The sequence below is a fragment of the Nocardia sp. NPDC004573 genome (assembly GCF_053602135.1).
This window is the reverse complement of the sequence record NZ_JBSGDA010000003.1, coordinates 356,683-382,600: the sequence shown is the minus strand read 5'-3', so window position 1 is coordinate 382,600 and position 25,918 is coordinate 356,683. Positions and strand designations below refer to the sequence as shown.

General features: G+C 69.2%; 22 protein-coding genes. 8 read left to right on the top strand and 14 right to left on the bottom strand.

Features of this window, described 5'->3' with window-relative positions; all coding sequences use genetic code 11:
* Positions 1-8 precede the first annotated feature (8 nt).
* The gene (locus ACWEKR_RS07360; RefSeq protein WP_452353743.1) at positions 9-872 is read left to right on the top strand and encodes an oxygenase MpaB family protein; all 864 of its coding nucleotides are present in this window, start codon (positions 9-11) and stop codon (positions 870-872) included.
* Here ACWEKR_RS07360 and pruA read toward each other — a convergent pair whose 3' ends face one another.
* The 4 genes from pruA to ACWEKR_RS07340 all read right to left on the bottom strand — a co-directional run bounded on the left by pruA (position 873) and on the right by ACWEKR_RS07340 (position 6,895).
* Positions 873-2,504, bottom strand: a complete 1,632-nt coding sequence (gene pruA / locus ACWEKR_RS07355; RefSeq protein ID WP_452353742.1) for an L-glutamate gamma-semialdehyde dehydrogenase — start codon at positions 2,502-2,504, stop codon at positions 873-875. It lies immediately after the preceding gene.
* 103 nt (positions 2,505-2,607) lie between these two features.
* Positions 2,608-3,696 carry a succinyldiaminopimelate transaminase gene (gene dapC / locus ACWEKR_RS07350; RefSeq protein ID WP_452353741.1) on the bottom strand — a complete coding sequence of 363 codons (1,089 nt, stop codon included), beginning with the start codon at positions 3,694-3,696 and terminating at the stop codon, positions 2,608-2,610.
* 26 nt (positions 3,697-3,722) lie between these two features.
* Entirely contained in the window at positions 3,723-4,046 is a 324-nt protein-coding gene (gene fdxA, locus ACWEKR_RS07345) for a ferredoxin (protein WP_014987978.1), read from the bottom strand.
* A gap of 233 nt (positions 4,047-4,279) precedes the next feature.
* Positions 4,280-6,895, bottom strand: a complete 2,616-nt coding sequence (locus ACWEKR_RS07340) for a bifunctional FO biosynthesis protein CofGH (RefSeq protein WP_452353740.1) — start codon at positions 6,893-6,895, stop codon at positions 4,280-4,282.
* 271 nt (positions 6,896-7,166) lie between these two features.
* On the opposite strand from ACWEKR_RS07340, the gene ACWEKR_RS07335 reads away from it, so the two are divergent.
* From ACWEKR_RS07335 to ACWEKR_RS07325, 3 genes are read left to right on the top strand one after another with little or no spacing between them, the layout of a single operon-like run.
* Positions 7,167-7,664 carry a PH domain-containing protein gene (locus ACWEKR_RS07335; protein WP_452353739.1) on the top strand — a complete coding sequence of 166 codons (498 nt, stop codon included), beginning with the start codon at positions 7,167-7,169 and terminating at the stop codon, positions 7,662-7,664.
* Positions 7,661-9,274, top strand: coding sequence for a PH domain-containing protein (locus tag ACWEKR_RS07330; RefSeq protein ID WP_452353738.1), 1,614 nt, complete (start codon positions 7,661-7,663; stop codon positions 9,272-9,274). The genes ACWEKR_RS07335 and ACWEKR_RS07330 overlap by 4 nt, the downstream gene beginning before the upstream one ends.
* Before the next feature lie 57 nt (positions 9,275-9,331).
* Entirely contained in the window at positions 9,332-11,164 is a 1,833-nt protein-coding gene (locus ACWEKR_RS07325; protein WP_452353809.1) for an APC family permease, read from the top strand.
* 9 nt (positions 11,165-11,173) lie between these two features.
* Here the strand turns inward: ACWEKR_RS07325 and ACWEKR_RS07320 are convergent, their stop codons facing one another.
* The 6 genes from ACWEKR_RS07320 to typA form a co-directional block, all read right to left on the bottom strand.
* On the bottom strand, positions 11,174-11,611 hold the full coding sequence (locus ACWEKR_RS07320) for a hypothetical protein (protein ID WP_452353737.1): 438 nt from the start codon (positions 11,609-11,611) through the stop codon (positions 11,174-11,176).
* Positions 11,608-11,766: a hypothetical protein gene (locus ACWEKR_RS07315; protein WP_195085919.1), complete on the bottom strand. Its 159-nt coding sequence runs from the start codon at positions 11,764-11,766 to the stop codon at positions 11,608-11,610. Before ACWEKR_RS07315 ends, ACWEKR_RS07320 begins: the two co-directional genes overlap by 4 nt.
* A gap of 36 nt (positions 11,767-11,802) precedes the next feature.
* The gene (locus ACWEKR_RS07310) at positions 11,803-13,272 is read right to left on the bottom strand and encodes an amino acid permease (protein WP_452353736.1); all 1,470 of its coding nucleotides are present in this window, start codon (positions 13,270-13,272) and stop codon (positions 11,803-11,805) included.
* A 102-nt stretch (positions 13,273-13,374) separates the two neighbouring features.
* The gene (gene mshB / locus ACWEKR_RS07305; protein WP_452353735.1) at positions 13,375-14,259 is read right to left on the bottom strand and encodes an N-acetyl-1-D-myo-inositol-2-amino-2-deoxy-alpha-D-glucopyranoside deacetylase; all 885 of its coding nucleotides are present in this window, start codon (positions 14,257-14,259) and stop codon (positions 13,375-13,377) included.
* Complete coding sequence (locus ACWEKR_RS07300) at positions 14,256-16,034, bottom strand: ABC transporter family substrate-binding protein (RefSeq protein ID WP_452353734.1); 1,779 nt, start codon at positions 16,032-16,034, stop codon at positions 14,256-14,258. Before ACWEKR_RS07300 ends, mshB begins: the two co-directional genes overlap by 4 nt.
* An 822-nt stretch (positions 16,035-16,856) precedes the next feature.
* Positions 16,857-18,755, bottom strand: coding sequence for a translational GTPase TypA (typA, locus tag ACWEKR_RS07295; RefSeq protein WP_195085924.1), 1,899 nt, complete (start codon positions 18,753-18,755; stop codon positions 16,857-16,859).
* A 231-nt stretch (positions 18,756-18,986) separates the two neighbouring features.
* Here typA and ACWEKR_RS07290 point away from each other — a divergent pair, with 231 nt between their 5' ends.
* Together ACWEKR_RS07290 and ACWEKR_RS07285 are read left to right on the top strand one after the other, a co-directional pair.
* Positions 18,987-19,163, top strand: a complete 177-nt coding sequence (locus tag ACWEKR_RS07290; protein WP_085994939.1) for a hypothetical protein — start codon at positions 18,987-18,989, stop codon at positions 19,161-19,163.
* A gap of 51 nt (positions 19,164-19,214) precedes the next feature.
* Positions 19,215-19,502, top strand: coding sequence for a 4a-hydroxytetrahydrobiopterin dehydratase (locus ACWEKR_RS07285; RefSeq protein WP_195085925.1), 288 nt, complete (start codon positions 19,215-19,217; stop codon positions 19,500-19,502).
* Between the two features lie 363 nt (positions 19,503-19,865).
* On the opposite strand, the gene ACWEKR_RS07280 is transcribed toward ACWEKR_RS07285, so the two are convergent.
* A complete protein-coding gene (locus ACWEKR_RS07280; protein WP_452353733.1) occupies positions 19,866-21,095 on the bottom strand; it encodes a mannosyltransferase in 1,230 nt (409 codons plus the stop codon).
* A gap of 321 nt (positions 21,096-21,416) precedes the next feature.
* Here ACWEKR_RS07280 and ACWEKR_RS07275 point away from each other — a divergent pair, with 321 nt between their 5' ends.
* Positions 21,417-22,217 carry an Rv1157c family protein gene (locus tag ACWEKR_RS07275; protein ID WP_195085927.1) on the top strand — a complete coding sequence of 267 codons (801 nt, stop codon included), beginning with the start codon at positions 21,417-21,419 and terminating at the stop codon, positions 22,215-22,217.
* Between the two features lie 129 nt (positions 22,218-22,346).
* Entirely contained in the window at positions 22,347-22,706 is a 360-nt protein-coding gene (locus tag ACWEKR_RS07270; RefSeq protein ID WP_159848283.1) for a hypothetical protein, read from the top strand.
* A gap of 237 nt (positions 22,707-22,943) precedes the next feature.
* Here ACWEKR_RS07270 and ACWEKR_RS07265 read toward each other — a convergent pair whose 3' ends face one another.
* The 3 genes from ACWEKR_RS07265 to ACWEKR_RS07255 form a co-directional block, all read right to left on the bottom strand.
* A complete protein-coding gene (locus ACWEKR_RS07265; RefSeq protein WP_195085929.1) occupies positions 22,944-23,657 on the bottom strand; it encodes a DUF1906 domain-containing protein in 714 nt (237 codons plus the stop codon).
* Positions 23,658-23,837: 180 nt separating this feature from the next.
* Complete coding sequence (locus ACWEKR_RS07260; protein ID WP_452353732.1) at positions 23,838-24,965, bottom strand: hypothetical protein; 1,128 nt, start codon at positions 24,963-24,965, stop codon at positions 23,838-23,840.
* A 235-nt stretch (positions 24,966-25,200) separates the two neighbouring features.
* The gene (locus ACWEKR_RS07255) at positions 25,201-25,803 is read right to left on the bottom strand and encodes a CHAP domain-containing protein (protein WP_452353731.1); all 603 of its coding nucleotides are present in this window, start codon (positions 25,801-25,803) and stop codon (positions 25,201-25,203) included.
* Positions 25,804-25,918 lie beyond the last annotated feature (115 nt).

The following is a 25,918-nucleotide window of genomic DNA, read 5'->3' as shown; positions in this document are numbered from 1 at the left end:
GGTCGATGATGACCGCGCCGCTGCGCACCGCCGAACACGAGCCGGACCCGAGCCAGGCTCTCACCCCGGAGACCGTCACCGAGTACGTGGACGGCATCGCCGCCTTCCTCGGCGGCGCCGCCAACGTCATCATGCAGTTGAGCCTGCGCCCCGTGGGCCGCGGCGTCCTGGAGAGCACCGTCGACAGCGGCAAGGTCACGCTGCATCCGATCAAACGGCTGCGCACCACGCTGACCTACATAGCCGTCGCGCTGCTGGGATCGGACGACGAACGGGACGCCTACCGTGAGGCCGTCAACGTGTCGCACCGGTCGGTGCGCTCCACGGCGGCGAGCCCGGTGAAGTACAACGCTTTCGATCCGAACCTCCAACTGTGGGTCGCCGCCTGCCTGTACTGGGGCATCGATGATCTCTACACCCGCATGCACGGCCCGATGGACCCCGCCACCGCCGACGCCTTCTACGCTTACGCTGCGCGCCTGGGCACCACCCTGCAGATGCGGCCGGAGATGTGGCCTGCCGATCGCGCGGCGTTCCAGCAGTACTGGGACGAGAATCTGAAGTTGCGCGGGATCGAGCCGGAGCTGCGGGACTACTTCAACGGGCTGATCGATCTGAAGATGATGCCGCGCCCGGTGCAGGTGGCCTTCGCCGGACTGCAGCGTTTCATCGTCACCGGGCTGCTTCCCCAGCACCTGCGCAGCGAGATGGGCATGACCTGGGCCGACCGCGACCAGCGTCGCCTGGACCGGCTGCTGCGGGCCATCGGCGCGGTGCACCGGCGACTGCCGAAGCCTGCCCGGATGTTCCCGCTCAACGCCTACCACTTCGACCTGCGCAGGCGGCTGCGGCGGGGCAAGCCACTGGTCTAGTCACCCCATGTGCGGGTAGCGGTACTCGACCGGCGGCACGAAGGTCTCCTTGATCGTCCGCGGCGCGACCCAGCGCAAGAGGTTCAACGGCGAGCCCGCCTTGTCGTCGGTGCCCGAGGCGCGTGCCCCGCCGAACGGCTGCTGCCCCACCACCGCACCCGTTGGCTTGTCGTTGACATAGAAGTTGCCCGCCGCGAATCGCAGCGCGGCGTCGGCCTCTTCGATCGCGTACCGGTCCTGTGCGAACACCGCGCCGGTCAGCGCGTAGGGCGCCGCCGCCTCGACTTCGGCGAGTATCGCGCTGTAGGCGCCGGGTTCGCTGTCGTCGTAGACGTACACCGACAGGATCGGCCCGAAGTATTCGGTGGCGAACGATTCGTCGTGTGGATTGTCGGCCAGGAGAACGGTCGGCCGGACGAACCACCCCTCGCTGTCGTCGTAGGTTCCGCCGACCGGGATGGTGACGCCCGCGTCGACCGCGCGCCGGATGGCCGCCACATTCTTGTCGTATGCGCGCCGATCGATCAGCGCCCCACCGAAATTCGACAGATCAGCGACGTCGCCGTAACTCAGTTCGCCGGTGTCGTGCAGGAATTCGTCGGCCATCGCCCGCCAGACCGACCGCGCGATGTAGGCGCGCGAGGCCGCCGAGCACTTCTGGCCCTGATACTCGTAGGCCCCGCGGACCAAGGCGGTGCGCAGCGCCGCAGGGTCGGCCGAGGAGTGCGCGACGATGAAGTCCTTACCGCCGGTCTCCCCGACCAGGCGCGGATAGCCGTGATAGCGACCGACATTCGCGCCGACCTGCTGCCAGAGATACTGGAACGTCTTGGTGGAACCGGTGAAATGGATGCCGGCCAGCCGTGGATCGGCCAACGCCACCTCCGACAGTTGGACTCCGTCACCGGTGACCAGGTTGATCACGCCGGGCGGCAGGCCCGCCGCCTCCAGCAACCGCATCGTGTGGAAAGCCGACAGCGTCTGCGTCGGCGAGGGCTTCCACACCACGGTGTTGCCCATCAGCGCGGGCGCGGTCGGCAGATTCCCGGCGATCGCGGTGAAGTTGAACGGCGTGATGGCGTAGACGAATCCTTCCAGCGGCCGATAGTCCATCCGGTTCCACACTCCGGCGCTGGACTGCGGCTGTTGTTCCAGGATTTCCCGCGCGAAGGCGACATTGAAGCGCCAGAAGTCGACCAGCTCGCACGGCGCGTCGATCTCCGCCTGCTGAGCCGATTTCGACTGCCCGAGCATGGTGGCGGCCGCGACGGTTTCCCGCCACGGCCCGGCCAGCAGGTCGGCGGCGCGCAACAGTACCGCGGCGCGCTCCTCGAACGGCAGGGCCCGCCATCCCGGGGCGGCCGTCATCGCGGCGTCGACGGCCGCGTGCGCTTCCGAATGCGTGGTATCGGTGTAGGTCCCCAGCACGTGGCGACGCCGGTGCGGTGCGACGATGTCGTGCCGTTCACCGATGCCCGGGCGGTGCTTGCCGCCGATCACCAGCGGCACCTCGACAGGCTCGGCGGACAGTTCGGCGAGTTTGCCAAGCAACAGCTCCCGCTCCGGACTTCCCGGCGCGTAGGAGTGCACCGGTTCGTTGCCGGGCGTGGGGACAACCGTGACAGCGTCCATACCTCAGGCTAGCTCGCGGGCGCGGGCGCGCACGGGTGCCGACACACCCGGAATCAGGGAGGCCGCCGATCGAGCGAGCTCGCCGGCGTCGCAGCGCTGCCGGTCAGCCGGCCAGGCGTTCGGCCGCCGCCGCGATCCGCTCGTCCGTCGCGGTGAGCGCGATCCGCACGTGCTCGCTCGCGCCGGGGCCGTAGAAATCGCCCGGAGCGGCGAGGATGCCGCGTTCGGCCAGCCAGTCCATGGTGGTCCGGCAGGACTCTGCGCGCGTGGACCACAGATACAGGCCCGCCTCGGAGTGATCGATCCGGAAACCCGCGCCTTCCAGCGCCTTCCGCAACACGTCACGGCGCGCGCGGTACCGCTCGCGCTGGCGCGCCTCGTGCGCGTCGTCGCTGAGCGCGGCGGTCATCGCGGCCTGGATCGGGAACGGCACCATCATGCCCGCGTGCTTGCGCACTTCGAGCAGCTCGGCGATCAGCGCGGGGTCGCCCGTCACGAAACCGGCGCGATAGCTGGCCAGATTGGAGGTCTTGGACAGCGAGTGCACGGCCAGCAGGTTGGTGTGGTCGCCCTCGCACACCTCCGGGTCGAGCAAGGAGACCGCGCGGCCTTCCCACGCCAGTCCCAGGTAGCACTCGTCGGACGCGACGATCGCGCCGCGCTCCCTGGCGAAGGCGACCACCTTGCGCAGATGCTCGACGCCGAGCACCCGGCCGGTCGGGTTGGACGGCGAGTTGACGTAGATCAACGCCGGGTTCTGCGGACCGAGCCTCGTCAGCCCATCGGCGCGCAATACCTGCGCGCCCGCCAGCAGCGCGCCGACCTCGTAGGTGGGATAGGCGACCTCGGGGATGACGACGAGGTCGCCCGCGCCGAGCCCCAGCAGCCGGGGCAGGCCCGCGATCAGCTCTTTGGTGCCGATCGCGGGCAACACGGCCGCCGTCTGGAGGCCGGTGATCCCGTAACGCCGCTTCAGCGCGTCGACCGCGGCCGCGCGCAGCTCGGGGGTGCCGTGCGTGGTCGGGTAGCCGGGCACCTCGGCGACGGAGTTCAGCGCCGTCCGGATCAGCGGGTCGACCGGGTCGACCGGAGTGCCGACGGACAGATCGACGATCCCGCCGGGGTGGGCGGCCGCTCGAACCTTCACCGAAGCGATGGTGTCCCAGGGGAAATCGGGTAGCAGGCTGCTCACCCGGCCACGCGGTGACACGTCAGGTCTCACTCACTCGCCATCGGAGGCAGTTCCTTGATGAACGGCGGGTCGTAGTCGACCTTGCCGACCTTGGTGGCGCCGCCGGGCGAGCCGAGCTCGTCGAAGAAATCGACGTTGGCGTTCACGTATCCGCTCCACTGGTCCGGGGTGTCGTCTTCGTAGAAGATCGCCTCCACCGGGCACACCGGCTCACATGCACCACAGTCCACGCACTCGTCGGGATGGATGTACAGCATGCGGCCGCCCTCGTAGATGCAGTCCACGGGGCATTCCTCGATGCATGCCTTGTCCTTCACGTCAACGCACGGTTCAGCGATGATGTACGGCACTGCCGCTCTCCTAGTCTGTCCTCGCCTGCGGGATGGTCCGCCCGGCGAAACCCTATCCCGGCACCCCACGTTACTACTGGTCAGCCTGCCCTAACTTCCGGCCGTGCGCACGGCGGCGCGAGGGACGAAATCGACTCCGCCACGCGCCGTGCGCGGTGCGGAGCTCGAACTCCGAGGTAACGCCGGAGCGCGCCGCGACCGGTCGGTCATTGCGCCGGTCTCGGTCGCCTGAGTCACTCCACCAGCACGGCCTGCAGTCCCGGAGCAGCGGAGAGCCTCTTGTGCTCGGGCACGCCGTAGGTCGTCGTCCGTTCCCGAGCCGGTCGCCCGATGCCCGCCGCGATCTCCACGAGTTCGGCGACGGTCTTCGCCGAGCCGTGCTGCGAGCCCGCCATCCGGGAGATGGTCTCCTCCATCAACGTGCCGCCCAGATCGTTGGCCCCGCTCTCGAGCATCACCCGGGTCCCGGTGGTGCCGAGCTTGACCCAGCTGGTCTGGATGTTACGGATCCGGCCGTGCAGCATGATCCTGGCCAGCGCGTGCGCGGCGCGGTTGTCCCGGTTGGTCGGCCCGGGACGGGCGGCGCCCGCCAGGTACAGCGGCGCGCTCTGATGCACGAACGGAAGCAGCACGAATTCGGTGAAGCCGCCGGTCTCGTCCTGGATTCCGCGCAGCACGCGCAGATGCCCGACCCAGTGCTTCGGATTGTCCACGTGGCCGTACATCATGGTGGAGCTGGACCGGATGCCGATCCGGTGCGCCGTGGTGATCACGTCGATCCACGCCGAGGTGGGCAATTTGCCCTTGGTGAGCACCCAGCGCACCTCGTCGTCCAGGATCTCCGCGGCGGTGCCGGGAATGGTGTCCAGGCCCGCTTCCTTCAACGCGACCAGCCAATCCCGCACGCTCTGACCGCCGCGCGAGGCGCCGTTGACGATCTCCATCGGGCTGAAGGCGTGCACATGCATCGACGGCACCCGCTGTTTGACCGCCCGCACCAGATCCGCATACCCGGTGACCGGCAGGTCGGGGTCGATGCCGCCCTGCATGCACACCTCGGTCGCGCCGTCGACGTGCGCCTCCCAGGCACGGTCGGCTACCTCCTCCGTGCTCAGGGTGAACGCGTCCGCGTCCCCCTTGCGCTGGGCGAACGCACAGAACCGGCACCCGGTGTAGCAGATGTTGGTGAAGTTGATATTCCGGTTCACCACGTAGGTGACGTCGTCGCCGACGGTGTCGCGGCGCAGCCGGTCGGCCAGCGCGGCGACCGCGTCCAGCTCCGCGCCGTCCGCCGTGGCCAGCGCGAGGTATTCGGCGTCGCCGAGCCCCGCCGGGTCGCGTTCGGCGGCGCGCAGCGCGGCGAGCACGTCGGCGTCCAGCCGCTGGGGCGCCGTGACAGCGAGGTCGCGCGCCTGTTCGCGGATGGTGTCCCAGTCGCCGAAGGCGCCGACGATGTCCTGTCCCAGCGCCGCGTCGCTGCGGGCCTCGGTGTTGCGGCCCTCGGTGTCGATGGCGGTGTTCAGGTCGACGCGTCCGGCCGACTCCCAGGACTCCTCCGGTTCCTGCCAGGGCAGCCCGGCGGGGATCGCGTCCGGCTTCGCCAGCCCGGTCACCGGGTCGGTGAGCGCCGCGACGTGCGCGCCGATTCGCGGGTCGACCCACGGGTTACCCGCCCGCACGTATTTGGGGTGCGCGGAGGTCCGCTCGACCAGCTGATAGCCCGCAGCCCCGGTGATCTCCCGCAGGGTGTCCAGGTTCGGCCACGGCCGCTCCGGGTTCACGTGGTCGGGCGTCACCGGCGAGACGCCGCCCCAGTCGTCGATGCCCGCCTCGATCAGCGCGCGACACTCGGCATGCGAGACGAGGTTCGGCGGCGCCTGCACCGGCACGTCCGGCCCGAGCAGGACGCGGGTGACGGCGATGGTGGCGAGGAATTCCTCCAGGCCCGCGTCCGGGACGTCGCGCATGGCGGTGTCGTCCTTGGCGCGGAAGTTCTGCACGATGACTTCCTGGATGTGCCCGAACGCCTTGTGCTGCTTGCGAATCGCCATGATCGACTCGGCCCGCTCGGCCATCGTCTCGCCGATGCCGACGAGGATGCCCGTGGTGTAGGGCACCGAGAGCCTGCCCGCATCGGTGATGGCCCGCAGGCGCACGGCCGGGTCCTTGTCGGGGCTGCCGTAATGGCAGTTGCCCTTCTCGGTGAACAACCGGGTGGAGGTGGTCTCCAGCATCATGCCCATGGACTGCGCCACCGGCTTGAGCCGCGCGATCTCTTCCCAGGACATCACGCCGGGGTTGAGGTGCGGCAGCAGGCCCGTCTCCTCCAGCACCATGATCGATACGGCGCGCAGGTAGTCCAGCGTGGAGTCGTAGCCGCGCTCGTCCAGCCACTGCGCGGCCTCCGGCCAGCGATCCTCCGGCCGGTCACCCAGCGTGAACAGCGCCTCCTTGCAGCCGAGCGCGGCGCCGCGGCGAGCGATGTCGAGCACCTCGTCGGGTTCGAGGAACATGCCCTTGCCCTCGGCGCGCAACTTGCCCGGCACCGTGACGAACGTGCAGTAGTGGCATTTGTCCCGGCACAGCCGGGTCAGCGGGATGAAGACGTTGCGGGAATAACTGATCGTGTTCGGACGCCCGGCGGACGCCAGCCCGGCATCGCGCACCCGCGCGGCGCTGCGACAGAGGTCGGCTAGATCCTCGCCGGTCGCGTGCAACAGCACCGCGGCCTCGTCCACGTTCAACGTGACACCGTCGCGGGCCCTGCGCAACGCCCGGCGCATGGCCGATGGACTGGGCGGAGCGGATGGGACGCTCGGGTTCGGTAGGTCGGTCACGCCCTCGATCATGCGCTACACATCCGGAACTGTCTCCCTCCAGTGCTGGTTGCGGCGAAGCGGACACGCCACGACTCCGCTCGCCACGGAGCCCACGCGGGGACGTGGTGCACCGTTGAGCGTTGACAACTGTGCGGTGGCCGAGGCTATTCCAGGGCGACGCCGGCGCCGAGCTCTCGATGGCGACCTCGGTGAGCGCCGCCGAATCCACCGTTCCCATGCGCGCTGCTCCCCCGACGATCGACGGGGACAGCGCACGCTCGGGCGTGCAACGATTGGCAGCATGTCGCAGCCGCGCACGATCATGGCCGACCCGGCCTGGCGCCCCAGTCCGAAGGCGAAGCTCCTGTGGACCGTGCAGGCCGCCCTGGCCTGGGTGATTCCGTTCGCGGCGCTGCTGGTGTGGGCGGTGCTCGACTCCGCGCATCGAGGCTGGCAGCTCGGATTCTTCCTGGTCGCGCTCGGGCCCGCCGCCGTGAACATCGGGGTGGCGCCGTGGTGGCGCTACGCCGTGCACCGCTGGGAGGTCACCGATGAGGCGGTCTACACCCGGGTCGGCTGGCTCACCCAGGAAAGCCGGGTGGCGCCCATATCCAGGGTGCAGACCGTCGACACCGAGCGCGGGCCGCTCGAGCGCCTGCTCGGCCTGGCCACGGTCACCGTCACCACCGCGTCCTCCGCGGGCGCTGTCGAGATCACCGCGCTGGACCTCCCGGTCGCCGAGGAGACCGTGACGCGGCTGACCGGCATCGCCGCCCAGCACCGCGGCGATGCGACATGACCGCCGAGCCCGCGGCGGACGCGGCGGCCGCGGCGCAGGCCGAACAGCCGTGGCAGCGGCTGGACAAGCGGATGCTGCTGGTCCATCCGATCACCGAGGTGGTGAAATTCGTCCCGGTGCTGATCGGCTCGGTGATCCTCGGCACCAGCAGCGGCAACCACCTGTGGAGCGTCATCCCGATCGTGCTGATCGTCGGATTCGCGCTGACCCGCTGGTTCACCACCACCTACCGGATCGGGCCCACTCACGTGGAACTGCGGACCGGACTCCTGCAACGCAAGAAACTCTCGGTGCCGCGGTCGCGGATCCGCTCGGTGGACATCGAAGCGGACCTGCTGCACCGCGTGCTCGGACTCGCGGTGCTGGCGATCGGGACCGGCCAGCAGGCCGATACGGGCGAGCAGTTCAAGCTCGACGCCTTGGACGCACGCGGAGTACCGCCGTTGCGCACCGCGCTGCTCGCCCACACGGCGGGCCGGGCGGAACCGACGGCGGATCGAAAAGATCGGAGCGACAACGCGTCCGGTGACATTTCCGCCGCGCGCACGCGGCCGCGCGAGATCGGGCATTGGCGACCGGCGTGGGTGCGCTACGCCCCGCTGTCGCTGACCGGGTTCGCCATCATCGCGCCGATCGTCGGCTTCGCGCTGCAGTACGGGCTCGGCGAGGTCGTGTTCCGGTCGGACGCGGTGCACGACGTCGAAGACGGCGGCGGGCTCGTCCTGGCGCTGGCCGGGGCCGCACTGCTGTGCGCCATCGTGTTCGTGGTCAGCGCTGCCGCGTGCGGTCACTATCTGGCCACCTACTTCGGGCTTCGGGTCCGCGACGACGGCAAGACCTTGCAGCTGCGCCACGGCCTGTTCACCACCCGCCAGATCACCCTCGACCGGGCCCGGTTGCGCGGAGCTACGGTCAACGAACCGTTGCTGCTGCGCTTGGCGGGCGGCGCCGAACTCGAAGCGATCATGACCGGGGAGAAGCCCCGGCAGAAAATCCTCCCGCAGGCTCCGCGCAGCGCCGTCGAGCACACCCTCGGCCACCTGCTCGCCCCGGAGGAGATACGGGACGACCTTCCCGTCCGGCCGGCCCCGGCACCCACCGGCGCGGGCGCATCGGACCCGCACGCCGTCCCGGAGCCGGGCAGCGCCCCCCTGACCGCGCACGGACCCGCCGCGCGGCGGCGCAGATACACCCGCACGCTCACGCCGGTGGTGCTCATCGCCGCGCCGATGGCCGGTGTCCAGCTTGCGGGAGAACACTATTCGCCGTGGTGGTGGCTGGTGCCGGGGCTCATGTTGCCGGTGGCCCTTGCCCTCGCGGAGGACCGTTACCGTGGCCTCGGGCACGCGGTACTGCCCCGCACGGCCACCAGCCCGACTTGGCTGATCACCCGAGCCGGGTCGCTCGACCGGGACCGCGACTGCCTGGAAGCCCCGGGCGTGATCGGCTGGACGGTGCGGCGGACCTTCTTCCAGCGGCGCGCTGGGGTCGCCACAATCGTCGCGGCCACCGCGGCGGGCAAGAAGCGCTACACGGTGGTCGACCTGCCTGCCGACGAGGCGTGGCGGCTCATCGAAACCGTCACGCCGGGGCTGCCCGGCACGCGGTGACCCGCCCGGTGTGGCTGATCGGTTGCCGGGCGACGGCGGAGTTCAATGGACGCCGTGGTGACCAAGACCCAGCCGCCGTCGTCGGAGCCGGGGATCGCCGATCGCCGGTTCCGGCAGCTGCAGCGGGCGGACAAGTTCCGGCTGACCGCGGTGGGCGGGCTCGCCGCGCTCTCCCTGGACGCACTGTCCAGCGTGGCCTACGGGCCCGAGGCGATCGTGCTGGTGCTGGTCGCGGCGGGCGCGGCGGCCGTCGCCTGGACACTGCCGGTGTCCTGCGCGATCGCCGCGCTGTTGCTGGTGCTGGTGCTCTCCTACCGCCAGGTGATCGCGGTGCACCCGGACGGCGGCGGCGCCTACGCGGTCGCCAAGAAGCAACTCGGCAGGCCCGCCGCCCTGCTGGCGGCCGCCAGCCTGGTCGTGGACTATGTGCTGACCGTCGCGGTGAGCCTCGCCGCGGGCGCGGCCAGCCTGGCCAGTGCCTTTCCCGCACTGGCCGACGAACTGCTGCCGATGACGCTGGCCGGGCTGGCCGTGTTGACGGTGATCAACCTGATCGGGGTGGCGGAATCGGCTCGGGTCCTGATGGGGCCCGCGATCCTGTTCGTCGTGCTGATCGCGGGGGTCATCGTCGTGGGACTGCTGCGGCCGGACCCGGTCGCGGTGATCGGCGCCGACCGCGGCCCGATCGAGCCGATCGAAGCGCTCGGATTCGTTCTGCTGCTCAAGGCATTCGCCGCGGGATGCTCCTCGCTGACCGGTGTGGAAGCGATCGCCAACGCGGTGCCCGCCTTCCGCACGCCGGCGGTGCGCCGCGCTCAGCACACCGAAGTGGCGCTCGGCGTTCTGCTCGGTGCGATGCTGCTCGGCCTGGCCGTGCTGATCCGCGAGCACCACGTGACGCCGCGCGCGGACGTGACCATCCTGGCGCAACTCTCAGCGGCGGCCTTCGGGACCGGCTGGCTGTTCTATCTCACCAATCTCGCGGTCACCGTGGTGCTGTTGCTGGCGGCGAACACCAGTTTCGGCGGTCTTCCCGTGCTGCTGGCGCTGCTGGCCAAGGACCACAGGGCGCCGTCGCTGTTCGCGCTGCGCTCCGAGCGACCGGTCTTCCGGTACGGAGTCACCGCGCTCGCCTTGCTGGCCGGGCTGGTGCTGGTTTCCGTTGATGCCGAAACCCATCGCCTGCTGCCGGTTTTCGCGATCGGCGTCTTCATCGGGTTCACCGTCAGCCAGACCGGCCTGGTGCTGCACTGGTGGCGGGCGCGTGGGCGGGGATGGGTCCCGCGCGCACTGCTGAACGGATTCGGCGCGACGCTGACGGCGGTCGCGGGCGTCGTCCTGCTCGCGGAGAAGTTCACCGAGGGAGCGTGGCTGCTGTTACTGATCATCCCCGTGCTGGTGACCCTCTTCTTCCGGATCGAGAACTACTACGCCGAGGTCGCGCGCCTGCTGCGGCTGGGCCGGATACCGCCGCGGCCGCAGCCGGCGCCCGAGTCGAAGGACCTGGTGGTCGTCCCGGTGGTGGCCATGAGCGAAGTGACCTATCGCGCCGTGCAAGCCGCCTTGCGCATGCGGGGCGAGATCATCGCGGTGGCCGCGGACATCGATCCGGCCACGACCAAAAAGCTCAGCGCCCAATGGAAGGAGTGGAATCCCGGCATTCCGCTCGCGGTGCTGCCGTGCCCGCATCGCAGTCTGGTATCCACTCTTGTCGGCTACGTCCGGAAGCAGACCGCAGCCGGGCTGGGCGTCACCGTGCTGCTCGCGCATGTCGAAACCCGGCACTGGTGGCAACGCCCGCTGCACAATCCGCGCGGACCGGTGCTGACCGCCGCGCTGCGCGCCCGCACCGACGCCGTGATCGCGACCCTGGCGGTCCGGCTCGCGTGACCGCCGAGTTCAGCGGCGACCGAAGACGCTCGCGTTCGCCTGAATGTAGAGGTACGCCAGCGGCGGCAGCAGCCCGGCGAACAGCAGCAGCGCCGTCCGCCAATCACTGCCCAGCAGAACGTCACCACCCGGGCCGGCACTCGCGCACACCAGGAAGCCGAATGCCCAGGCCACCAACGGAAGGCCGAGGACGGCGGGCCGCCGGGAGATCGAGCGCGCCCCCGCGACGAGCAGCACGTTGACCACGCCCGCCACCACGGCCGACACCGGGAAGGCGACGGAGCCCAGATAGATCGGCAGGTACAACACCTCGAGCGCCAAGGTGAGCAGGGCGTTCAGAACCAGCAGCACGAGGATCGCCACCCCCACGACGCCCATCGGGCGGGTGGTGGCGCCGGCCGCCACGGAAGCGCGGTCACCCGCGTGGTCGTCGATTTTCGTCGTCACGGCACCGGCGGATAGCCGAGGAGGGTCAACAGGTGACTCTGCATGTCGGCGAACGCGTACAGCACCGTCAGATACAGGTCGTGCTGCTCCTGCCAATGCGGCCGCATGCTGTCGACGAACGCCGCGATCGCGTTCTGGAGCTCCCAGTTGTACATACTGCCGAGTCTATTCCGGCGCTACCGGGCGCATGATCAATTCTCCCGGTCGGCGGGCAGGGCGGCGACCACCGGCAATTCACCGGGCGGGCCGCGGCGCTCCGCGGCGATCGCCAGCACCCGCTTACGCGCGGCAAACCAGCCGATGATCAGGGCGGGGACGATCAGGGCGATGGTCGCGACGGTCCAGGTTCCCACCGGGTAGTCGAACCCGGTCAGGACGACGACGAAGAACAGGAACACCAGCGTGAGCAGCCCGGTGTAAGGCGCGCCGAAGAGACGGAACGCGGGCCGCTCAACGCGTCCCTGCCTGGACCAGCGCCACAACTGCAGCTGGCACAACACGATGGTGGCCCAGGAGGCGACGATGCCCAGCGACGCCATGTTCAGCACGATCTCGAACGCCCGGTCCGGGACGATCCCGTTGAGCGCGATGCCGACCAGCGCGATCAAGCTGGTGAGCAGGATGCCGCCGTAGGGAACACCGTTGCTGCCCATCACGCCGGTGAACTTCGGCGCGCTGCCGTTCATCGACATCGAACGCAGGATGCGCCCGGTCGAGTACAGCCCGGCGTTCAAGCTGGAGAACGCCGCGGTGAGCACCACGAGATTCATCACGCTGCCGATACCGGGGACGCCGAGCGTGGTGAAGAAGGTGACGAACGGGCTCTCGTCGGCCGTGTACCGCGTGTACGGCAGCAACAATCCGAGCAGGACCAGTGAACCGACGTAGAAGACGGCGATCCGGGCGATCACCGAATTGATCGCCCGCGGCATGATCTTCTCCGGCTGCTCCGTCTCGCCCGCCGCCGTACCGACCAATTCGACGGCGGCATAGGCGAAGACGACACCGGAGACCACGACGACCAACGGCATGATGCCGGTCGGGAACAACCCGCCGTGCTCGGTGATCACACTCGGTCCGGTCGCGTCACCTTGCACGGTGAAGCGACCGAGCAGGAAGATCGTGCCGACGATGAGGAAGGCGCTGAGCGCGAAGACCTTCACCAGAGCGGCCCAGAATTCCATCTCGCCGAACCATTTCACCGAGATCAGATTGACGCTCAGCACGAGGACCAAGGCGATCAGGGCGAGCACCCATTGCGGGACGGCGGCGAAACCGGACCAATAGTGGAAGTACTGCGCGATCGCGGTGGTGTCCGCGATGCCGGTCATCGACCAGTTCAAGAAGTACATCCAGCCGGCGACGAAGGCGGCCTTCTCTCCGAAGAACTCGCGCGCGTAGGAGACGAACGACCCCGAGGAGGGCCGGTGCAGCACGAGTTCACCGAGCGCGCGCAGGATGAGGAACGCGAAGAACCCGCACACCCCGTAGACCAGGAACAATCCGGGTCCGGCACTGGCCAGCCGCCCGCCGGCGCCGAGGAACAGGCCGGTGCCGATGGCCCCGCCGATCGCGATCATCTGCAGCTGCCGCGGCTTCAGACTCTTGTGGTACCCGTGGTCCTCGATGGTGAGGTGATCGGTGTCGCCGCGCGCTGTCATGAAACGCCGGATCCTCCCTTTCGATGTCGCGAGATCCCGCCGAACGGTACCCGCCGCGCCGGTACCGCTCGATGGCAACCCTCGGGCAAAGCGGATCCCGCGTCAGTCCAGTCCGGCGAACAGATCGTGTTCCCGCCCGTCCGGACCGAGCGGGCCGAGTCGTCCGCGCACCAGGATGAAGTGCTCTTCGGGCAGCACCGGCTGAGCGACATTGTTCGACAGCGCGAACTCGCGGCCGGACGGCGCGACGGTGACCTGGGTGGCGTGCGCGCGCAGCGCGGCGCGCTTGGCCGTCAGCACTTCGGAGACGTCGATCGTGGTGGTCACCGCATCGCTGGGCACGCTCGCGAGCTCGCCCTCGGCGGGCAGCCGCCACCCGGGCGGCAGCGCGCCGGGCAGGCCCGCGGCCGTGCGCCGGGCCAGCGCGGCGGTGTGCAGCCGCAGCATGTCGGCGTCGGTGACGGTCCAGTAGAACTTCGGTGTGTCCCACCCTCGGCCCGCCGCGTCCTGCACCGCGGCCGTGGTGACCTCGTGGGCCCGGATGTGGTCGGGGTGGCCGTAGCCGCCGTTCGGGTCGTAGCCGACCACGACGCGTGGCCGCAGTTCGAGCAGCACGTCCGTGAGCGCCCGCACCGCCTCGTTCCCGGAGCGCACGAAGACCCGCGGTTTGTCCGCGGCGGGCGTGCCCGCCATGCCGGAGTCGCGCCAGCGTCCCGCGCCACCGAGGAAACGGGGCGGGCCCGCGTCCAGCGCCTCCAGCGCGCGGGCCAGCTCGCGAACGCGGTAGCCGCCGAGCTGGTCGGCGTGCTCCGCGGTGAGCAGCGCCCACTCCTCGCCGATCACCTCCCCCTCTTCGCCGAGGGTGCAGGTGACCACGGTGACAGGCACGCCGCGCCTGCGGTAGTGCGCGATCGTGCCTCCGGTGGTGATGGACTCGTCGTCCGGGTGGGCGTGGACCAGCAGCAACCCGCCCGTTGCCGCCGTCACGGGATCCTGCGCCACATGGACGCGTCGCCGAAGATGCCGACCTGGATCGCGCCGCTGAGCGAGGCGCCGTCCAGCCGGGGTCCGGCCGCGGCGACGGCGTTGTCCTGCACGATCGGCAGCACCGTCGCCATGGCCCACAGTTTGGGCTCCGCTTCGGCGAGCGCCCGTCCCACGTCACCGCCGCGCAAGGCTTCCTCGATCGCCGGTTGCAGCGCCGGATCGCATACTCCGGACAGGTTGCTCGGAGCCCGTTGCGCCGCTTCCGCGATGGCCTGCGCAGGGCCGGTGACCCCGGGCAGCGCGGGCGGTGGGCAGCCGTAGCGGGACGCCAGCACGGTCGCGGGATCGGACCCGGCCACCTCCCAGCCGACGATCGCGTCCACCGTGCCCTCGAGCAGTTCCTTGCCGTACAACTCGTCGGCGGGGACACTGCGCACCGTCGCGTCGATGCCGGCACTGCGCAGCTGGTCGGCGGCGGTATTGGCCACCGCCAAGGCGGTGGCGTCCCGGTCGACCGCGCCGATGCGCACGACCAGCGGCTTGCCGTCCTTGCCCACGGTGCGCGGCTGCGGCGCGGGCGAGGTGGGGGAGGTCGCGTGCGGCGGTTCCGGCGCGCGGCCGTACCCCGCGGCGGCGAGCAGCGCGAACGCCTCCTCCGCCGACGGCCGCGGCGGAGCGGTCGGTGCGTAACCGGGGTCGGACGGCGCGAGCACCTGCGCGCGGGCGGGCTCCACCCAATTGCCGGTCTGGGCGCCCACGGTCGCCAGCAGCGCGGGATCGAGCAGGCCCAGCACACCCGAGCGGACCCTGGGATCGCTCAGGTCGCCTTTGCGCCCGTTCAGCACCATCTGCAGCACCCGCGACTGCGGCATGATCGCGGTCCGCACGGAGGGAATCGCCCCCAGTTGCGCCTGGGTCGCCACACCGCCGTGGACCAGCGCCGTCTGGACGTCGCCGGTGCGCAGCGAGCCCGCCAGTTGCGCGGGCGTGCCGCCGCGGCGCAGCAGGATCTGGCCCGGCATCGCCGGTGTGCCCCAGAAGCGATCGTTGCGTTCCAGCAGCATCTCGTCCCGGCCGGGGTCCGCCGAACGGATCCCGAACGGTCCCCCGGACACCCGGACGCCGTTGACCTGGCCGTTCATGCCCCGGGCGAACCCGCCGGGCGCGTCCTTCAGCAGGTGCGACGGCAGCAGATCGGTGAACAACTCGCGCCAGCCGGGGTAGGGCTGCGACATCACGACGGTGACCGTCTTGCCGCCCGCCGAGGAGTTCACGTCCGAAATCATCCGGTATCCGGCCGGATCGACGACCCCCGGTTCGGAGATCATCTCCTGCCACAGATAACGGAAGTCCTCGGCCGCGATCGGCGCCCCGTCCGACCAGGACGCTTCGTTGCGCAGCTTGTAGGTGATCGTGAACGGCTCCTGCGCGGTCACCTCGGCGGAGACCAGCAACGACGAATCCGGCATCCAGGCCGTCGCCCCCGGCCGCGCCGGATCGAGCACCGGCCGGAACGGGCTCGGCAGCACCAGTGACGCGATCGCGGACGTGGCGGCGGACTGGTCCGAGCGCAGATGCGGATTGAAGGCGGTACCGATGGTGTCCAGGGCGACCACCACGGTCGTCTCCGCGGGCTTGACCGGCGTGGTCTTCGGGCTGTCGGTGCTCTCGATGGGCGGCGGCGGATTCGCCGCACAGCTGCTGATCAAGGTCAGCACTGCCACGGCCGGCAACAACGTGCGCCACGCTGCGCGTTTTCCTGCGCCCACTTTCACGCTCGGGAACTCTACCGTACGGTCGAGTCCGTTCCCAGATTCCTGCGGACGAGCGGAAAAACGACACGATCGCACGGATATCGACGCCGGCCGAAACACGAAGCTCGCCACCTCGCCCGGCGCACCCCACGTGCATACCTGCCGGAACATCCGCAAATATTCGTCGCACACATCCGGAGGGGACGCGCCTGCACGCAACCGAGCGGAATGCATTCGCCCATCGAAGTGCACCAACGCGACGATAAGCCGAACAGAAACCGAATTCTTTGCTTCGCGGATCCAACCGCGGGTACCACGTCCCTCCACAAAGCCTCGGACAGCTGCACCGCAAGCGTCCAGCCGCCGGGGCGGCTGATCCCGACCAGCCGCACGTGCGAGCATCTAAGCGATCGCGATAAAGCGGGAGGAATTTCGACGATGTCCACCGCATACGCGTGACTTCTATACAGCGGTATCGTTACCGATCAACCCGGTCCCCGGACGGAAGCATCCTTCGAGGCAATTCTGCGCGGACGGATCATATCAAGTCAATTCGTACCGCGTCCGTCCGATGATTCCAGGACGGAAAATTGCCGGAAGCTGATTTGCTGCGGCGAGATGGTCCGGTGCCGGGCTATGCCGAGATCACATCACGAAGCGGTTTCGAATATCGTCTCGCCGAGCGCGAATTTCTCCGCATCGAAATGCCGACCGCACTCGACTCCCACCCGAGCCGAATCCGCGAATCTTCACACGGCGAGAGGGTGGACGCCTGCGGGCTTTCGCCCGACCGACGAACGGGATTCGACAGCAGCGCCATCGAATCCCGTTCGTCGCAAACGATTACAGCGCCGCGCGGTCCCGCGCCTTACGGCGGGACAGTTCCCGCGCCCGCTCGTTCTGCCCGAGGATCACCTTGCGGACCCGGACCACTTCCGGGGTGACCTCGACGCACTCGTCGGCGGCGCAGAACTCCATGGCGCCTTCCAGATCCAGCTGCAGCGGCTTGGCCAGGGTCTCGATCACGTCGGCGGTCGAGCTGCGCATGTTGGTCAGCTTCTTCTCGCGCGTGACGTTGATGTCGAGATCCTCCGCGCGCGGGTTGACGCCGACCACGTGGCCCTCGTAGGTGTCCGCGCCGGGCTCCACGAAGAACTGGCCACGGTCGGCCAGCTGGATCATGGCGAACGGCGTCACCGTGCCCGACCGGTCCGAGACCAGCGAGCCGGTGTGCCTGGCCCGGATCTCGCCCGCCCACGGCGCGTAGCCGTGCGAGACGGCGTTGGCGATGCCGGTGCCGCGGGTCTCGGTGAGGAAGTCGGTGCGGAAGCCGATCAGGCCACGCGAGGGAACGATGAACTCCATCCGCACCCAGCCCGCGGCATGGTTGCTCATCTGCACCATCTTGCCCTTGCGCGCGGCCAGCAGCTGCGTGATCGCGCCGAGGTACTCGTCGGGGCAGTCGATGGTCAGCTCTTCGTACGGCTCGTGCACCTTGCCGTCGACCTGCCTGGTGACCACCTGCGGCTTGCCGACGGTCAGCTCGAAGCCTTCCCGGCGCATGGTCTCGACCAGGATGGCCAGCGCCAGCTCACCGCGGCCCTGCACCTCCCAGGCGTCCGGGCGGCCGATGTCGAGCACGCGCAGCGACACGTTGCCGACCAGCTCCTGGTCCAGGCGCGCCTTCACCATGCGAGCGGTCAGCTTGTGGCCCTGCACCCGCCCGACCAGCGGTGAGGTGTTGGTGCCGATGGTGACCGAGATGGCAGGTTCGTCGACGGTGATGCGCGGCAGCGCGACCGGATCGTCGATGTCGGCGAGCGTGTCGCCGATCATGATGTCCGGGATGCCCGCGATGGCGACGATATCGCCCGCCACGGCCACTTCACCGGGCTGGCGCTCCACGCCGATCGTCTGCAGCAGCTCGGTGATCTTCACCTGCTTGACGCCGTCGGCGTGCATCCAGGCGACGTTCTGCCCCTTGCGCAGTTCCCCGTTGTGGATGCGGACCAGCGCGAGGCGACCGAGGAACGCCGAGGCGTCCAGGTTGGTGACGTGCGCCTGCAGCGGCGCGGTCGGATCGCCCTTCGGCGCGGGAATGTGCTCCAGCAGCACGTCGAACAGCGCGTCGAGGTTCTCCGCGTCCGGGGCGTTGCCGTTCTCCGGACGTTCCTTGGACGCCTTGCCCTCGCGCCCCGAGGCGTACAGCACCGGCAGATCCAGCGCGAGTTCGGCGGCTTCGGCCGCGGCGTCGTCCAGATCGGAGGCCAGGTCGAGCAGCAGATCGTGGCTCTCCTCGACGACCTCTTCGATGCGGGCGTCGGGGCGGTCGGTCTTGTTCACCACCAGAATCACCGGCAGCGAAGCGGCCAACGCCTTGCGCAGCACGAACCGGGTCTGCGGCAGCGGCCCCTCGGACGCGTCCACCAGCAGCACCACGCCGTCCACCATGGACAGGCCGCGCTCGACCTCGCCGCCGAAGTCGGCGTGGCCGGGGGTGTCGATGACATTGATGACGGTGACCGAGCCGTCCGGGTGGTGGCGGTGCACCGCCGTGTTCTTGGCGAGAATGGTGATGCCCTTCTCGCGTTCCAGGTCGCCGGAGTCCATCACGCGGTCGACGGGCTCGGCCCGCTCGGCGAAAGCGCCCGACTGGCGCAGCATGGCGTCGACCAGGGTCGTCTTGCCGTGGTCGACGTGGGCCACGATGGCGACGTTGCGAAAATCGCGTGCAGACGACACGCCTGAATCCTCCTGCTGTTCGGTGTGGGAGCCGACGGTGCTCGGTGTCCGGCCTGGACGGGACCCTACGTGGTTTACGCAGGCTGCCGCCTCCGGGTCCTGACGCTCCCGCCGGGCTCCTTGCAGACAGGTGGAGAATCGAAACTCACCGGGCATCGCGGCCAGCTACACCCTACCGGCAGTCCGTTAGCGCAACGTTTCAGGCTTTGTACTTAGGGTACGCTAACCCCCGTGGGCAAGGTCAAAGCGAAGAAGGTTTCCAGCCTGAAACCCAAGAAGAAGTGCTGTCGGAAGAAGACGCGCTGCTTGAAGTGCCCCGTGGTCATCATGCGGATGAAGAAGTGCGAAGCGGCCGGAGTCACCGGCAAGGATCTGAAGAAGGCACTCAAACAGGCACGCGCCGCCTGACCCCCGCCGCCACCTTTCCGGGGCGGCCCGTGGCGAGTAGTAAGGAGTGTTATGGCCCAGCAGACACTGCTCTCCGATACCGAGATCGCCGAGGCCCTCACCGAACTGCCGGACTGGGCACGGTCAGGGAACGCCTTGGTCCGCACCGTCGAGGCGCCCACCTTCCCCGCGGGCATCGAACTCGTGCGCCGGGTCGCCGAAGTCGCGGAAGAAGCCGATCACCATCCGGACATCGACATCCGCTGGCGCAAAGTCACCTTCAGCTTGTCCACCCACTCCGCGGGCGGGCTCACGGCGCTCGACGTCGCGTTGGCGCACCAAATAGATCAGCTGTGTTGAATTTTCAGCGCCTGCGGCGCTGAGTGTTCGCGGCCCCCTTATGGCTTGCGTGCGCGCGACCGCCGCTTGCACCTTCGTCGCATATGCGGCGGCCACGCACACGCCAGCCGGGCCGCGAACGGCACATGCACGGTCTCGCTTCGCTCGAAAGACGTGGTTCGGTGAGCTGGGCGCGTCGGTGACGACGCCGCTACCAAGGTGTGCGGGTGGTAGTGAGGCGCTGTCGGTCAGGACCGACCGCCGCCTCCTTCATCATCTACGCGGCGGGCACGCCAACTGCTCGGTCTCGCTTCGCTCGAAACCGGTGGCCGAACCTGGGCGTCGCGGCCGGATCCGATCCGACGCGCTTCGGCCGCGCCGCGACTACGCCGTGCGGGCGCGGCCCTCCGTGCTCTCACGCGTCGCTTCGGCGGGGTTCGAGCTCGCGAACCGGGGGCCGAAGCGGATCACCCAGAGGTAGAACGCCACGACGCCGAGCACGTCGACGGCGCCCAGCCAGGACAGCACGCCGGGGCGCGAGATGGTCCAGATCGAATCCTGGAAGAACGACAGCACCCACGGCACGCCGACGAGCATGGTCACCAGCCAGTATCCGGCCACGACGCGCGCACCGGGCGCCCGGCGCAGCGGCCCGTAGACCAGCCATAGCACCGCGGGCAGCAGCCACACCCAGTGATGCGACCACGAGATGGGCGAGACCATCAGCCCGAACAGCTGCACCACGATGAGCGTGCCGAGCCGGTCGTCCGGGCCGAGCGCGCGCCAAGCCAGGAACGCCAGCACCGCGACCACGAGCACGGCCGCGATCCACCACGGACCGGATTCCACGTCGTAGCCGAGAATCCGGCTCAACGTGCCGCGCAGCGACTGATTCCACACCGATCCCACCGGGCCGATCCGGTCGGCGTCACCGAGCAGGGTGCCGAAGTACCGGCGCGCTTCGACCGGCGCGATCAGGAAACTCACCCCCACCGTCGCGCCGAAGACCACCGCCGACCACGCCACGGTCGCCCAGCGTCCGCGCGCGACGAAATAGAGGCCGGTGATCGCGGGCGTGAGCTTGATGCCCGCGACGATCCCGACCAGGCCGCCGGAGATCCACCACCGCGAGCTGCGCACCGCGAGCATCCCGCCGAGCACCAGGAACACATTGACCTGGCCGTAATCCATCGTGGTTCGCACCGGTTCGAGCCACAGGCCCAGCGCGGTCCAGCCGACGGCCGCGGCCCGCCACTGCGGCGTCCGCAGCCGCTGCGCCCCGAAGATCAACTCCAGGCTGATGTGCACCACCGCGTACAACGCCGCGGCGATGGCCAGCAGCCAAGCCACCGCGACCACGGTGAACGGCAGGTAGTGCAGCGGGAAGAACACCAACGCCGCGAACGGCGGGTAGGTGAACGGCAACGGGAAGTCGGGCGTCTTCTCCGCGTAGGTGAAGTCGTAGAGCTGATCGGTCAGCAGCGCGGCCGATCCACCGACGTAGACGTGCAGGTCGACCAGGTTCATCCCGTTCGGGGACAGCAGCATCCAGAGCAGCCGGGCCAGCACGGACAGGCCCAGCGCCGACAAAGCCCATCGGAGGTGACGATTCAAATCACTGGCTTTCGGCTCGAGTGCGGTGCGTCGGCGGGGCACGCCCGGACTTCGATGTTCAGGCGACAGCGCGGACGGCAACGATTAGATTAACCGCAGCGCGAATGCGGTCGGTCGCACCCTCGAACCACCGGTAACATTTGCATCAACTTTCACACCAGTAACATCGGGGCGCGGTATGTTCGGCTCACACTGATCGTCCACGGCGCCTTCCGGACGCCGCGGCTGTACACATAGCCGCAATGTCCCTAGAGTGACCCCCGAAACGATGGCTTTTAGCAATCGAACCCTGATGTACCCGAGGTAAGGACGGCCAGACCAGTGCTTCGCACCCGAGGATCGCGGATTGCATTGTCCGCACTCGCCATCGCGGCGAGTGCCACGCTTGCCGCGCCGACGACAGCAATCGCGGCTCCTGCGACCGCCCCCGCGGCGCTTACGAACAGCGTGCCCATGGTTCCCGAAGGCGTACCGGTGGACGCGCTGGCCGCACTCGCCCCGGCCATTGTCGGCGCCGCGGCCGGCCCGGCGGATATCGCGAGCCCCGCGGGCGTCGCAGGCCCGCAATCTGCCATCCTGGATCAGGCGCGCAGGCTGCTGGCCACCCTGAACCTCCCGCCGCAGATCAAGTCGACGCTGGAACGGATCATCACCTTCCTCGACGGCAGCGGCGGCGGTGGTCCCGAGGTGCCGCAGGACGGTCCGGCGATCGCGCAGTTCCTCTACCCGACCATCGGCAAGGGCTGCATCGGCCCGAGCGCCGACTCGGTCGGCACCGCTCTCGCCGTGCCCGGCCCGGCCACGCTCCCGCCGCCCGGCCCGCAGGCGGGCCAGACCGGGTTCGTCTTCACCGCGCTCGGCACCAAGTCGCCGACTCCGGTGCAGAACCCGCCGATGACGGTGCAGTGGCTGAATCTGGACACCCGTCAGTCCGGCGTCCTGCCGTTGACCGACGAGGCAAAGATCAACCCGGACGGCCCCGCCACGCTGTCCGCGATCGCCGACACGGGCTTCGGCCGCGTGGTCGCGGTCGTCTCCGGCTCGCTGACCACCCAGTCCGCGGACGGGGAGGCTCGGACCTGCTCGTTCTTGCCGACGCTCGGGTTCTTCACCGTAGGCTGAGTTCTCGGTCGAGGGCGGCGACTCCATCGGGGTCGCCGCCCTCGGTCGTTCCGGGGGTCCGCACCGAAACCTCGAACGGATCCGCCGCGACGCCCCACGATCCGTCCGGACTGTGGTAGACCGCTAACTATGGCGACCATCGATCATTCGATACGCACGGCTCGTTCGATCCGCAGCAGGCGCTCGCACCGCTCGATCCTGTCCATCCGCTCGGAGGGGTCGATCCTGTCCATCGGGTCGGCCTACTCGATCCTGTCCATCGGCAGCGTGGGCTCGGTGCTGTCGATCGGGTCCGTGGGATCGTTCGGATCGGCGATCTCGTCGTTCTCGTTCGCCAGCCTCGGTTCCGCGTTCTCCGGCCTGTCCCGGTGGTCGATGTTCTCCTGGCTCGGCGACCACGAAGCCCCGGACAGCCGTCCCTCCCTGCGGGTCGTCCCGGACGACGAGCCCGACCTGCGCGTCACACCGATCAGCCACTGCCAGACGTAACTTTCCAGCGCCCGCGAACGGGCAATGCTCGATCTCGCTTCGCTGGGGTGCGTCGCACCGGTGATCGCGTCGCCGACCAGCGCGTCGATGCCATTCGTGCCGTCGTGCGGTCGATGACAGGATCGCCCGGGCCACCGTCACTTACACGGTGGGCATTCGGGCGTCAGCCGGACTGCGGCCGCTCGGGCGTATAGGTAGTCGAACGAGTCTGCGGGGAAGCGGATAGGGCGAGCCCCTTCACCACTGCCCGTACTCGGGTGTGAGCACGTTGTTCACGTCGATCCCCACCCCGTCGATGGAGCGCTTGTCGATCTCGAATTGGTGCAGGTTGGCGGCCGGATGGACGAAGCCTTTGGGCGTTCCCCAGTTGTGCTGCCAGTACCAGGAACACAGGCCCGCGGTGCGGGCCAGTTCTATGGTCGGGGTGTTCGCGTAGATGCCGGTGTTCTCCTTGCCGAGCACGGCCTGCCAGCCCAGCAGGTAGGGCGCGATCATGGTGGCGAAGTCGACCGGAGAGGGATTGTCGTCGATGGACGCGTAGATGGGGACGTTGTCCGGGCCACCGGCGGCGCGATGCAACGCGAGTCCGCGCTCGGCGTGCCGCTTGCCCGCCTCCAGCCCGCCGCGCCAGTCCGCGGTCGGCCCTTTCCCGAATTGGTAGCAGGACACGATCTGCAGACCCGCCGCTTTGAGGTCGTCGACTTCCGGGGAGCGCAGTGGTTTTCCCGCCATCCACTCGGCGCCGGGCCTGCGATCGGACACGTAACGGATCACGCCGATATGTCCGGCATCGCGGATCGCCGCGGCCGAAGGGACGCCGCCGGCGTAATCGACCAGAGTCCCGAGCGCGGGCCGCGCCGAGGCGGGAGCTGGAGCGGCGGTCACGCCGACGACGGCCGCCGCGGCCGCGTAGACGAACAGATCACGCCGGGATACCGAAATGGAACGCATCGTCGACTCCTTCGCGCAACCCCGACATGGATGGCAGCGTGCCCGGCGCACCTTCCCCATACCTTGTCGCGCGCCGGGAGCCTCGAACGTGAACTCATTTCACCACATTCACATTGGAACCGCTAGACCCAACAGAAACATGTTTCACATTCGCCACACCGTGCGCACGGGTGACGGACGTCAGGCGATGCCGTCGATGCGCGCGGCGACGTCGATGGTGCGCATCGCCGGGTCGGCGAGTTCTTTGCGGATCACCGCCGCCACCTGGGCGATGACCTGCTTCTTTATCCCCGCGAGCGCACCGAGGGCGGCCGCGCGCGCACCGTGGGCGGTGAACTCCATCCGAATGTCGGCCGGGTCGGGCGGCGGCACGTCGATCACCACGCGCAAAGGGTCGGCGGCGCGGGCGGTGAGCACCAACGGCACCTCCACGTCGGCGCGATAGCGATTGGCTTTCAGTACGTCCACGGTGATGTCCAGGGTCACCGGCAGCGTCAGGTCGAAGGCGACCGGATTCGCCGACCGGTCCGTCAACCGTGGCATCCGGACCGCTCCGCGAACGGTGACGACGGCGCCTGCGCGCGGGCCCGTCCGCAGCGGACCGACTTCGATCGGCCTGCCCGCCAAGCGTTCCACCACGTCGTACACCCGGTCGCGCGTCACGATGCGAGCGAAGAACCGATGCCCGAACTCGTCGTAGCCGATCCACTCGAACGCGCGCTTGTCCCGATACGCCGACCGTTTGCCCGCGACCATCGCTTCCACGTCGAACACCAGCCCCCGGCGGGTCTGCGGATCGGCCAGCATGGCATTCACCCGCGAGGCGACCTCCCGCTGCACCACGCCGGCGATCGGGTCGAGCAGCCATTCCCAAGCCGACTCGACCGCTTGGGCGCGCAGGACGAAGCTGATGTCCCGCTGTGTGATCGGCGGGATGTCGATGATGATGAGCACGGGTTCGGCGGTGCGGGCGTGCAGGGTCAGATCGATCTCGACCCTGGCCTCCAGACGCAGTTTCCGGCCGCCGAGCAGCACCTTCAGTGTGAGCGAGACCGGAATGGTCACCTCGAAGGTCACCCGTGGACCGCTGTGCAGCACGCGCGGGGCGCCGACTTTGCCCTCGGCCACGAAACCGGCGAGTCCGGCCGGGCCGATCGAGACCGGGCCGATGGTCACACCACGACCCGTCATGCCTGCGACGGCGGATTCGACGCGGGCGGCATTCACCGCGTGCGTGACGAAACGCTCGCCGAACTCGGCGTAGTCGATCCACGCGGGCGCGCTACTCGATTCGTCGGTCGGATGCATCAGGAGTTCCGGAACCCTCACCTCTCGATGGACACCCGACACGGTACGCGACCGATCTTGCGCCGCCCCGGAACGCGGTGGTCAGCCTGAGATCCCCGTCCTGCCGATGAGGGGGAAGCAGGGCGGGGACCGGCGGCGGCGCTGCCGGGCGCCGCCGAGTCCATCGTAGGACCATCCGGCACGCCGATTCACCCGCATACGCGGACAGATTCCGCTCACCGGGGAGGGGTGCTCATCACAATCGCCCGACACCGACCACGCCCGGCACGTCGTCGAGCGCGAAGCGGTGGATCCGGATCTCGCCGTACTCGTTGCCCCCGATCGTGGTCACCTGCCCGGCTTCGGCCCGCAAGACGATGTTCGTGTGCTGGCCGAACGGGCTCGATTCCCGGTACAGCAGCACGTCACCGGTGCGCGGGCGGTAGCCGGAGCCGAGTGGGACGAAGCGGCCGGCGCTCTCGTAATACTCTTGCAAGGTGTAGACGCCGGGAATCCGCCAGGAGCCCGAATGCGGGTTGGCCAGCGGCGCACCCGCCTCGCGCAACACCCAGCTGACGAAGTCGGCGCACCACGCCTCTTCGGCGCCTTCCGCGTATTTCGTGCCCGCGCCCGGCTCGGCGAACTCGCGCTCGGCGACCGCGACGATTCCGGCTTGGACCGCGTCGAGCGCCGACCGGTCCAGCGCGGGGAATTCGGTGAGGCGCTCACCCACGACCGCTTCGCGATCGGCTCGGTCCTGCCACCACAGGGCCCCGGCGAGCCCGGCTGCGGCCACGCCGAGCACCACCAACGCGAGCGCGATCCACCGTCCCGCCCGCGATCTCAGCTGTTGTGCCATCGCTCCCCCGATCCATTCCTGTGATGCTGTTGTCGAGCTTATGGGTTTCGACGCGCGAGCACGCCGAACGGTTCCCGACGCCCTACGATCGGTTTCGCCCGGTCGAGTGGCGAGG